Genomic DNA, 12240 nt, shown 5'->3' with positions numbered 1-12240 from the left:
AATTAGCCGCTCCTGGAAACAGCACTGGGAAAACCTAAGGACACTGTTCAACTACCCTGATGATATTCGAAGAGCGATTTATACGACGAATGCGATTGAGTCACTCAACAGTGTCATTCGAAAAGCGATTAAAAAGCGTAAATTGTTTCCAACGGATGATGCGGCAAGAAAAGTTATTTTCTTAGCGATTCAGGATGCATCAAAAAAGTGGACAATGCCGATTCGAAATTGGAAAGCGGCGTTAAATCGATTTATGATTGAGTTTGAAGGTCGACTTAGACCCTATATTTAAAACTGGGCGGATACACAGAAATATTTACAGGGTCCTTTTTTTACTCCATTCACTAAAAATCAGCCTCACACATAATCATTTATCGAGTAATTTAACTTTATTCTCTTGAGATCAGTCAACATAACCAATTTATAACTAAGGTTGTATTTTCAAAAAAATTATACCTCTTATTTATGTACCAAAGTCCATTGACTTGTCTCATGATTTTTTACAATCCAAACAGAATAGAGACAAGCTTCAGTTGAAATACTGACAAGTTTTTAATAAATTGTTAGACGATTTTTACATTGGCATAAGGGTTACATTGCCTCAATCATCACAGCTCCCTCCTCACTTTAGAGGCAATGTATTTTTTTGAATCTTTTTTGGGTGCTATATGGCTACGAAGGAAATACAATAAAGATGTAAAATTTAGGTAGTCTTATTTTATATAATGAACAATTGTTTTCACTTACTGCTAGTGTTTTTTTCAACTTTGTGCTCTTTCAAAAAAGTGACATTTTGTTTATGCGCTGCTAAATGGTAAACATCCATTTCAACTCTTTTATTCAAAGAAAAAAGCGCTTTTTCTGCTTCACTTGATTTATTAAGTGCAGCTAAGAGTAAAATTGAAGATAATTGCTGTACTCTCTTAGCACTTTCATCAATATTTTTTAGCATATCCTGTGCAGCACGTAATGACTTTTTAGGAATCATAGGTGTCTGAAATATATATTTTTTTATAAACTTGTTTTTTATAAGAGCGTAGCGATAGTGTGGATATTGCTTTAGCCCCCAGTTATCTCCCGTTGGCAGCGGGTAGAATGTTTCAATATTAAGTTGATCGCCCTTCAGTGCTACATAAGTGGTTTGTTGTTTTGAGAACGAAAGTACTGACTTTTTCGAGTGTATGTCAACCACGTCATAACTTGACGCTAGATACTCATGAGCTGATACTTCAATACCATTTCCGCAAAATATAAATGCATTCACTTGTAAAAATGGCTCTATCCCCGCTTTATGTAAATCAGACCCCGGGCATAAGCCTGCACGTACATTTGTTGTATAACAATACAGGATAACGCTCACTACTATTGCAAATGATCTCAACATCTTGCCACTTCCGTACTAATATACGGCTCCCCGCTTAAATACACTATCACACATATAAACTATACCCTATTGAAGGGTATAACTATTTGAGTACAAGCAGAGAAAGAAGATGCAACCTGTAGTGAATTTATTGAAATAACGAGACACGACTTACAGTCTTGATAAGACTTAGATTTCATCTAATCAACACATTAAAAAACACTGAGAGCTATTCAGAACAACAGTTTGGGTTTCATCACATTTGGTTGAACGCTCGTAAACTTCTTTTATAGATATATACTTGGATGAGATACCCAAAACGAAGGGTAGGGTTGTGACGAGTTTAGCCTAAGCGAATTAATGTAATGGACACGAATACCCAAGAAATTCCAGAAACATATTATTTGATAACTGAAGATACAACACCTGACGATGCAGTCAGGTTAATTGCTTCACATGCTCCCCAATCAACCATTCAAATCCTCCATGCACACGACATAAAACATGAGTGGCTTGAACAATGTCCACCTCATACAATTTTAATATTATATTTATCTGACAACCTATTAAAACAAATAATTACCCAAGTAAGTGGTAGCCACTGTACTATCGCTATTCTTCCACACCCTGACTCTCCAAATGCAGTCGTTGGTTATGGCTTATCAACCAAAATGGCTGATGCTGTATACGATATCTTTAATCATGATACCCATAGCATAGACTTATTAGTATGTAATAATGAGGCCGTTCTTAACTCTGTAGAAATTGGTGACTTCTTAGGTCTAAAGCCTGTCAATATTGGCAGTGGTTCACTCTTCGACCGTTTAAAAGTATTTTTTCAGCAGTGGAGGAAGCTACTTGTAAAGCAGCCTTTTAAAATAACACTGGTAACCCAAAAAGAGAAGTCCATTTCTACCGCCGTATTAGCAATATCGATTGTTGAACATGCACGAAATACACGCTATATCCAAGAGCTGATTGGCGAAACAAATATCAACGACGGTTTATTTCACACATTTCTGTTCTCACCTCGTAGTATACGACAACTTATATTTGGCATGTTCTGCATCGCGATCAAGCCCTCAAGTAAATTACCTGAATTTATAGGGCATATTAAAGCAGGCGCCCTTAATATTACTTGTGAAAGTACGATTAACTACAGAATAGATAGTCAAAAAGCACAGGCTGAAGCACTGCAACTGAGCATAATTCCCCGCGCAATCAATTTGATACCAGGAAAGTATTTAACCATTGATAAGCCTGCAACCACTCAAAAAGAAAGTTATCGAGTTCAACATTTACCTACTGGTGATACTGTAAATGAATTAGTTACCAAACACCTTCCCTGGCACTTGCATGCAGGAACAGACGAGTTCCGCGATATTTATAATGCACTGAAGGATAATGCGACATTATCTGCCAATTACTTAACCCTAATGGTTTTATCCACTTTGCTTGCGACATTGGGCTTATTTGCAAATGCAGCAGCGGTGCTAATTGGAGCCATGCTACTTGCACCATTAATGGGCCCCATTATCTCAGCAGCGATGGGGGTTGTACGCCAAGATTTCAGTTTAATATCACTGAGCTGCAAGGCTTTGTTAGCCGGGTTATCGTTAGCGCTTTTCTTTAGTGTTGTATTAACCTTGATCATTCCACTACAGTTTATTACCACAGAGATGGCCGCTAGGGCATCACCAACATTGTTAGACTTGGGCGTAGCCATTATTTCAGGTATTGCAGGCGCTTATGCCCATGCCAGGGCTGAGATTGCCAAAAGTCTCGCAGGTGTTGCTATTGCAGTTGCCCTGATACCACCTATTGCAACAACAGGTATAGGTATTGGTTGGCTTGATTGGACTATAGTTTTTGGATCTTTCCTACTTTTTCTGACTAACTTGGCTGGTATTGTACTTGCAGCCGCAGCCACTTTTTTTTGGCTAGGCTTTTCGCCCTTTACTCGTGCAAAAAAAGGATTACTGTTTTCAATTATGTTGACATGCTTTGTGGCTATTCCATTAGCTACAAGTTTTTATAAAATTGTTCAAAAAAATCGGTGGGAAATAGCTTTATCAACTATTCCTTTAAATAATGCAGATTTACGTAATGTCGTTATACGACGGAGTGACCCTTTATCTGTACACTTTGAACTGGTGACCAATCAGCCTCCTAAAAAAGAGGAGCTTGACTCAATAAAAAAATTGATGGAAGAGAAGATTCAGCGGCCATTACAAATTGAAATGACAGTGATCATTAAGTTTTAGTGAACAAACATTTATAGCACTCAGCAAACAGCGCTGAGTGCACAAACTTACTCTAAAGTATTTAGTGAGGCATGGGAGGCTCTACAATAAGAATGCCTGCCATGATGTCATCCAGAATCTGGATATGTTTATAGGACTTTTCTTCCGCAAGTGAAGTTGTGGGACCACAGGGAAATACTGTTGCGATGTACTTGTCATATGCTTCTGTCTGCTCAACATTAGCATGTACAATATAGGTCTTTCCTTTTTCAAATGGGTACTGGCTTTTAAATACATCACCTCCAAACTCCGATTTTAACGTCAAGGTTAAATCATCGGTTTTTTTACCCATTAGCGTTTCAAATGCAGTATTGTTGTACAGGGTATTTTCCACTAAGAACTGTACTTTCTGCTCTCTTCGAAAAACACCCGAATCATCATATCCCTCTTTAACCAGCTCAGTAGACTTAACAGTACCAATAAATGCAATATTAGCATGCTCAAGGGCCATCGTTACTGAAAGAGGGTTCGCTTGCCAAGCTGACATCGTACTTGGAGCATCAGCAAAACAATACTGTGAAAATGGGTTATTACCTGCAACAGCTACAGAAGAAAAACCTAATACAGTGGAAAGCGATAGTGTGGCTAATTTTTTGAACATCAAATTATTCCTTTTATATCGTTCAGTAAGTGTAGAAACGTTATTGAACAGACTCATCCTGAATGACCAAAACGTCACTATTAGAAATGTATTTCTTGAAAAAATCAATAGGCATCTTTCAGCTCTGTATACACAAAGTGAAGGGGTTTTAATGAGGCTATTTTGAGCAACAAATAAACTAACTATAATTTTGCTTTTAGTGGTTTGTAACTTTATCAACAAGGAAAACAAAGCATTCTATAAATTCAGCAAAAAAAAGCCCCATCAATGACGGGGCAAATTACCACAGTGATTTATGGCAGTAAGGGTTAACTATAAAATCTACTCTTTTATTGGCTTCTTCATCAGCCATATCCCATAGGTAAACGCTGTAATTAAAGAACCAATACCGATAACCGCTGAGTACATTAAGACACTATTAACCGCATTAGGAATAAAGAATACAAAGATGCCTCCATGTGGCGCCATCAGCGTTGCTCCTATCCACATGGAAAGTGCACCTGTGACAACGCCACCTGCTATACAGCTCGGAATAACACGCAGTGGGTCTTTTGCGGCAAAGGGAATTGCACCTTCAGATATAAAACACAACCCTAGAACAAAGGAAGCTTTACCTGCTTCATGCTCATTTTTAGAAAAACGCTTACGAAAAATAAATGTCGCCAAGCCCATTCCTATTGCAGGCACCATACCCGCTGCCATTATCGCAGCCATAGGTAAGTAGGTCTTACTTGCCAATAAGCCCACACCAAAAGTATAAGCAGCCTTATTGACTGGCCCACCCAAATCGAAGCACATCATCGCGCCTAATATCGCGCCCAATAACACGGCGTTACCCGCTTCCATATTAGCCAGAAAATCTGTCATAAACGCCATAATACTGGCAACAGGCGTACCCACCACATAAATCATGATGAGACCCGTGGCTAGGGTTGCTAAAAATGGAATAATTAAAATGGGTTTTAAGGCAGCCAATGTATCAGGTAATTTAACTTTTTCATTAATCCAGCGTGCAATGTATCCAGCAATAAAACCGGCTGCGATTCCTCCTAAAAATCCAGAATTTAATGAGCTTGCTAACATACCGCCCACTAAGCCTGGTGCGAGCCCTGGACGATCAGCTATGGAAAAGGAAATATAGGCAGCAAGCACAGGAATCATTAACGCAAAAGCGGACCCTCCACCAATTTGCATAAGTGCAGCTGCTAGCGTGCCCTCTTCTTTAAATGCTTCAATACCAAAGACAAACGACAAAGCGATAATTAAACCACCCGCTACCACTACCGGTAACATAAAAGATACACCTGTCATCAGGTGCTTATATAAACCTTTGGCTGAGCTTTTATCTTCTGTTTGTAGTGCTGTACTTTTATTACCAGCCGCTGTACTACCACCTAAAATGGCAGCATCTTTTTGGGCTTTTTCAAATACCTGCTTCGACTGCTTTAAAGCCTGCCCTGTTGATGTGTGAAAAACACGTTTTCCAACAAAACGCTGGGTATCCACATCAATGTCTGTCGCAAGTATGACTAAATCAGCAGCTGCGATTTCCTCAGCAGTCAGCGTATTTTTCGCTCCCACAGAACCTCTTGTCTCAATTTTTACGTCATAGCCAAGAGATTTACCCGTACTAGTAAGGGCTTCAGCAGCCATAAAAGTATGAGCGACACCTGTCGGGCATGCGGTTATACCCACAACTTTAAGCGGGGCGGATGAAGTGCTGACCGTATTATTTTGGGGTGCTTTTTCATCATTAGACGTTATATTTTCCGCAAGACGCTCTGTATTTGTAATAGCAGAATCACTATGCCTTGAAGCTTGTTTTACTGCATTTTCTAACCAAGCCTCTGGCGCTGCTAACACACCCTCTATAGCACCACGGTAAACAGGTAACCCTTCTAAGTGAGATAAATCTGTTTCACCCGCTCCAGCAACAATTACACAGTCTACTTGCTGTAATTGTTCTACCGATAGGGGTTCAAAAGGGCGTAAATGACTTCTACTTTCTATTAATACTTCCCAACCTAGCTTATTGGCCGCCTGCTGAATAGCATCAGCCGCTAAGAAAGTATTTATCACGCCACCCGGGCAATACGTTATTACTGCGATTTTCATCGTTATACTCCTCAACCTACTAAACCTGCTGTTTTAGTTTTATGAGATGGCTTATCTGTTCTACTTGTTGATAGTCCTTTACACCAACCCCTACCTGCATCACTGCACATGCCGATAAGGCGGTTGCTCTTCTTAAAATAACCTCTGGTGTTTCTTGTTTCATCACACCATAGGCTATACCTGCTACCAAAGTATCTCCCGCTCCTACTGTGCTAATAACATCAACCTTAGGTGGTTGCGCCTGCCAATAATCTGCAGCAGTTACCCACAAAACCCCTTGAGCGCCATTCGAAATGACCACATGTGTTATGCCTCCTTGAATTAATTCTCTGGCCACCTTTATTTGCGCCTCAGGAGACTCCAATGAAAAACCCGCCCATTCGGCAAGCTCATTAGCATTGGGTTTTATTAACCATGGCTTTGCTTTAATACCCTCCGCAAATGGTAGACCACTGCTATCAAATAACACTTTTTTACCATGTGCTTTTAAATGGCTAATTAATTTAAAATAATAATCTCGTGGCAAACAGGCAGGTAAACTACCTGAAACTACCCACAAAGAAAAATCAGGCAACAAGCGTTCTATCGTATTTTCAAGCTGGTGGATTACCGAATCGCCAAATTCCAGTCCCGGAAAATTAAACTCGGTTATCTGATCAGCAGATATTTTTACATTTATACGCGTACTACCAGGTACTACCAAAAACTCATCCTGAATATTACGATTAGTACAAAGGGTATTAAATGCTTGCGCATTTTCATCGCCTAAAATCCCTGTAGCAGCAACTGGAACATTCATATCTGCTAACACACAACTAACATTTACGCCTTTACCTGCAGGCCGTAAGGAAAAATCACGAATAGAATTAACTTCGCCTATCTGAACACACGACAGTTGCCCTGTTAAATCTAACGCGGGATTCATCGTAACCGTTGCAATGCCCTGCCGCATTATTTTTTCTCTCCGCTCAATACAGCCGTGATAGTTTCAACATAATCACCTGCCAACCTTCTTACTTGTTCAGCATCAGACAGACTAAGTGCACGTTCGGCCAGTTGCTGGCAATCTTTAAATGACATATGTCGTAAATATAATTTGGTACGAGGTATCGCCTTAGATGACACACTGACTTCATCCACCCCCAACCCAAGTAATAAGGCTAACCCTGCGGTATCTGCAGCCATTTCACCACAGACGCCAACCCAAGCTTGTCCCTGTTTTGCCCCATCGACAGTATGTTTAATAAGCTGTAAAACAGCTGGGTGAAGTGGATCAACACGAGCAGACAATTTAGGATGTCCACGATCCATAGCTAATGTGTATTGTGAAAGGTCATTGGTACCAATTGAAAAGAAGTCCACTTCTGATGCAAAACGCTCAGCAAGTAATGCAGCCGCAGGTACCTCAATCATTATGCCTAATTGCAAGTCTGCACAACTGTATTTAGCCTGAATTCGCTTAGCTATCACTTTAATTTCATGCCACTCTGCAAGATCGGTAACCATGGGGAACATAATGCGTAGAGGCTGGTCTCCTGCAGCAGCCATTAACGCGCTTAATTGAGTTTCTAAGACATGTGGATGCTGAAGTGTTAAACGAATACCCCGCACACCTAAAAATGGATTCTCTTCTTTTGCTTGGGGTAAAAATGGCAAAGGCTTATCTCCCCCCACATCAAGGCAACGAGCAACAAGTGGTCGCCCAGCTAAGGTTTGGATAATCTGTTGGTAATACTGCTGCTGTTGTGCTTCACTTGGCTCCGTCGCATAGTGCATAAACACAAACTCTGTTCGCAGTAAGCCAACAGCTTCACCACCCATTTCCACGGTCTTCTCTGCTTCAGCTAAGTTAGCTATATTGCCAGCTACTTCAATTTTATGTTGATCCTGGGTAATCGCTGGCTGTTGGCATGAAGCTAACGCCCTAGCCTCTAATTGTTTTTGTCGTTCAGCGGTTTGTTTAGCTTGCTGAATACGCGACACATCTGGTGCAATTTCTAATAATCCTTTATCACCATCCAATATAGCCATCCATGGTGTTTCTAACGTTAACAGTGACTCGCCTAACCCAACCACTAAAGGAATACCTAAACTGCGTGCTAATATTGCAGCATGGGAATTTGCTCCACCATAAGCTGTTGCAACTCCTTTGACTAGAGCTGTATCCATTTCGGCGAGGGTAGAGGGTAATAATTCATCAGTTACCCAAATATGAGGTTCTTGTGCTGAGGAGGAAGCTTCATCATGCTTGGTTAACAGCTGCAAAACGCGTTCACCCACATCACGAATATCACCTGCACGCTGAGCCAATAATGGGTTTGGCAGTGCCTCCTGGATATCAGCAAGCTTGGTAAAACTTTGCTGCCAGCTCCACTCTGCCTTATGTCCTAGTTTCATTAACTGTTCGGCCTGATCTGACAGCTCAGGATCTTCAAGCATATCCCTGTGCATCGACAGTATGGCCACTAAGTCTTCTTGGGTTAGCCGTTCAACCTGTTTGCCAAGCTGTTGTCTGGCTGCATCAATGGCATATTGCAAACGCGGTATTTCTTCAGTGGGAGAATAGTGTTGAGCATCATCAACGATTGATGATCCAAGTGTATTGAAATGTAACTGCATAGGGGCAACAGCAATGCCTTGTGCTGCACCCACACCTTGTATAATTCCAGAAGTTAGTACCGTTTTTTCTAAGTGCTGTTCTTCCTGTGGTTTACTTGTTGAATCTACAACAGGTACCGTAGGCTCTCCTAACCCATCAAGGAAACCTTGCTCGATTACCTCTAAAGCTTTAACCGCTTGAGACCCTTGCGCCGTGAACACCAGTTTTTGCCCATGTACGACGCCTAAGCTCAATAGCTGCGTTAAGCTTCGCGCATTGACAGGTAATACCGAATGATCAGCAGGTTCAACGACTATTTGGCAATCAAGATTTTCCAATGATTTAACAAGTTGAGCCGCAGGGCGCGCATGTAATCCATCTGCATTTAATACTGTTACCGTTATATTTTTACCCTCAATCACATCACTACTAAGCAAACGAACCACTTCTTGGGGATTAACTGCATTAACAAGCTGAGATAGTGCACCTTTGAAGTGCAACTGCATTAAACGTTGTATGACCTGTTCATGTTGACGGTCAACCGCTGCAAACATGACTAGAAACTTAAAGGGTTGCTGCTTAAGTATGGTTGGCTCTGCCAATTGAACAGCAGCGATTGCTGAACGTTTCACCCCCACCGATCCCCCTACAAGCCAAACTCCTTCTGCCAAGTAGCGTGGCTGCAATTCAGGTAATTGATGGGCAAACTCCCAGGATATTACGTCAGCATCAAGCAACTTTGTCATTGCTAAACTTGCTGCGCTGTTTAATGAAGAAAGTGGTTGCTGTAACGCCACAAAGTTTCGGTCAAATTGCAGTTTTTGACTTGGCTGCTGGCCATTTAAAACAGCGGCAATCAGGCTAGGGTCATTAGTATCTTTCAGTTCAGCAGCAGTCTGCTCATCACCAATCACATGAGTTAAGCGTTGTAGAATGGTCAAATGCTCTTCTGACTTAGCCGCAATACCCACCACGATATAAGCAATTTGCCCATCTCCCCAGTCAACACCTTGAGGAAATTGCACAACACGAATACCTGTGTTTAATACTTCTGATTTACTGTCTGCAGTACCATGGGGAATGGCTATACCTTGACCTAAATACGTTGATATTTGCTTCTCTCTAGCCATCAGAGCATCAAAATACCCCGCTTTAACCAGATTGCCATCAACCATGCTTTCTGCAACAAGCTGTAATGCTTGCGCCTTACTACTGGCCGAGGCATGTAAAGAGATATCCTGCGAAGTTAAGGTCAACATAGAAGCCATCCTATATCTAGCGTATTATTTACACGCTTAATGAGTGTGCTACTTAGGTTCATTTATACTGTTACTTTGTTTATAGCCTTATACTGCTAGAAAGAACCTTGCATAAACGCCATAGAACCTTTTCACAGTCTCTAGTTTTAGTAATCGGTTATCGCAAACTTGTTTTTGCTTTATCGTTTCAGCTACTATGCTTAAACGATTCAGTTAAAAAATCAAGTCTCTTAGTAAAATGATTTGATTATGGTATGATCAAGCGCAATTTTTAGTGAGGATAACCGGTTCATGCGACTGGAAGAAATAGCCAAACTCGCGGGTGTATCCAAATCCACAGTCAGCTACGTCATCAATGGCAAAGCAGATAAGTACCGGATTAGTCAACGCACCCAGGAAAAAGTACTCTCTATCGTTAACCAATATGGTTTTCGACCGAATGATACTGCTGCTGCGTTAAGACGTGGTAAGAGTAATACCTTTGGGTTTATCACACCCGACTTTGAAAACCGAAGCTATTTGCGGATTGCTAAACGTCTGGAACAGTTAGCACGAACCGCTGGCTACCAACTGATTATCGCAAGCTCTGATGATAACCCTGCTACAGAGCTTGAAGTCGCTAAAATGCTTTCATCTCGTAATATTGACTTATTGATGGTGTCATCGTGCTTAGGGGATGAAGTTGAATACTATCAGCAACTGAACAAACAGGGGCTACCAATCATTGGCTTAGACCGCCCTTTACCTGATTCAGACTTCATCAGTGTGATTAGTGATGATCAGCATGGTGCAGAAATACTGGTCAGCTCGCTAGACTTAAAACAAGCAAAAAATGTTGTGATGCTGAGTGCAATGCCTGAACTGACCATCAGCAAACAACGAGATACAGGCTTTCGCAATGCACTGAAGGCATACCCCAATATTACTCCACATTGCTTCTATGGAGACCATTACAGCCGCTCTGTTGGTAAAACTTTATTTCATAAAGCTGTGGAAAACCTGGGGTGCATTCCTGATGCAGTTATCACTACATCATACACCCTAATGGAAGGTATCCTTGCAGTCCTTGCGGATAGCACTTGGTTTGAAAAATGTCAGCACTATCAGCTAGCCACCTTTGGTAATAGCAGAGCTTTAGACTTACTCCCTATTAAAATCAATTCCCTACCACAACAATACGACATAATTGCCGAGCACTCCTGGCAACTTGCTATGCAAGTAATCAACGGTGCTTATACACCACAACGTGAAGTAATTCCTCGCTCACTTATTGTTCGCCGTTAATGATTCATATATGCTTTTTAGGCAATAAAGCAAAAAATATTTAAGTTTTATTGCCTTGAAGATTTTTTAAATACTAAACATTAAAGGCATATACAGCGTCTTTCGACTATCCTTAACGAATACCATAAATAAGATAATAATCAGCCTATATACGCTTCAGCTTAACAGACCACCTTTATTACCCTTTCAACTCTGTGTACTACACATATTACGTATTACCATATTTGGTATTATATTATCTTTTGATTGTAAAAATAGCCGATAACTCTAATTACCGGAAATTTTTTCGAGGGGGTTAGTATTCTGGGAGGGAGTAGGAGCACTAAGGGTACTGAGAGCCTTTAGTAGTAGAACATGTAACCTACTGGTGTTTTTATCTATAAACACATAATATGCCGCCAACTAACAAATAAATTAATATTTTGATTAATTAAATAAGGTAAACCCCCGGCTATGCCGGGGGACTCTCAAAGGTTTGACCATTCCCACGGTCTTTATACCCTTCGTGCTTCAAGCAAAAAGTAACGAAGGTAAATCAACTAATGAGAGACTATAAAAGTTTGGCACATACCAAGTGGGATTGTAAATATCATGTAGTGTTTATCCCAAAGTATAGGAAAAAAGTGATATATGGAGCCTTGCGTGCTCATCTTAGAGAAGTATTCCATGAGTTAGCAAAGCACAGAGAAAGTGAAATAATAGAGGGATACTTGAAG

The 12240-nt window shown here is 40.7% G+C and carries 9 protein-coding genes; 4 read left to right on the top strand and 5 right to left on the bottom strand.

The features are described from left to right. Positions 1–292, top strand: a 292-nt coding sequence (locus F607_RS0120615; protein ID WP_027709599.1) for a transposase, incomplete at its 5' end; no start/stop codon positions are given. Positions 293–739: 447 nt separating this feature from the next. Here F607_RS0120615 and F607_RS0120610 read toward each other — a convergent pair. After that, the gene (locus tag F607_RS0120610; RefSeq protein ID WP_157365549.1) at positions 740–1264 is read right to left on the bottom strand and encodes a hypothetical protein; all 525 of its coding nucleotides are present in this window, start codon (positions 1262–1264) and stop codon (positions 740–742) included. A gap of 464 nt (positions 1265–1728) precedes the next feature. Between F607_RS0120610 and F607_RS30810 the strand changes: the two genes are divergently transcribed. After that, entirely contained in the window at positions 1729–3627 is a 1899-nt protein-coding gene (locus F607_RS30810) for a TIGR00341 family protein (RefSeq protein WP_051311686.1), read from the top strand. 61 nt (positions 3628–3688) lie between these two features. On the opposite strand, the gene F607_RS0120600 is transcribed toward F607_RS30810, so the two are convergent. The 4 genes from F607_RS0120600 to ptsP form a co-directional block, all read right to left on the bottom strand. Continuing rightward, positions 3689–4267, bottom strand: coding sequence for a hypothetical protein (locus F607_RS0120600; RefSeq protein ID WP_027709597.1), 579 nt, complete (start codon positions 4265–4267; stop codon positions 3689–3691). 321 nt (positions 4268–4588) lie between these two features. Next, complete coding sequence (locus F607_RS0120595) at positions 4589–6382, bottom strand: PTS fructose-like transporter subunit IIB (RefSeq protein ID WP_027709596.1); 1794 nt, start codon at positions 6380–6382, stop codon at positions 4589–4591. 19 nt (positions 6383–6401) lie between these two features. Further along, the gene (pfkB, locus tag F607_RS0120590) at positions 6402–7334 is read right to left on the bottom strand and encodes a 1-phosphofructokinase (RefSeq protein WP_027709595.1); all 933 of its coding nucleotides are present in this window, start codon (positions 7332–7334) and stop codon (positions 6402–6404) included. Continuing rightward, complete coding sequence (ptsP, locus tag F607_RS30805; RefSeq protein WP_051311685.1) at positions 7334–10240, bottom strand: phosphoenolpyruvate--protein phosphotransferase; 2907 nt, start codon at positions 10238–10240, stop codon at positions 7334–7336. The genes pfkB and ptsP overlap by 1 nt, the downstream gene beginning before the upstream one ends. A 291-nt stretch (positions 10241–10531) precedes the next feature. Between ptsP and cra the strand changes: the two genes are divergently transcribed. Beyond that, the gene (gene cra, locus F607_RS0120580) at positions 10532–11524 is read left to right on the top strand and encodes a catabolite repressor/activator (protein ID WP_027709594.1); all 993 of its coding nucleotides are present in this window, start codon (positions 10532–10534) and stop codon (positions 11522–11524) included. Between the two features lie 542 nt (positions 11525–12066). Continuing rightward, the coding region (locus tag F607_RS35650) for an IS200/IS605 family transposase (protein WP_038291937.1) at positions 12067–12240 on the top strand (174 nt) is incomplete at its 3' end.

Source organism: Zooshikella ganghwensis DSM 15267, assembly GCF_000428585.1.
Lineage (GTDB): Bacteria > Pseudomonadota > Gammaproteobacteria > Pseudomonadales > Zooshikellaceae > Zooshikella > Zooshikella ganghwensis.
Note: the sequence above shows the minus strand (reverse complement) of the source record. Positions and strands in the feature narration are given on the sequence as shown.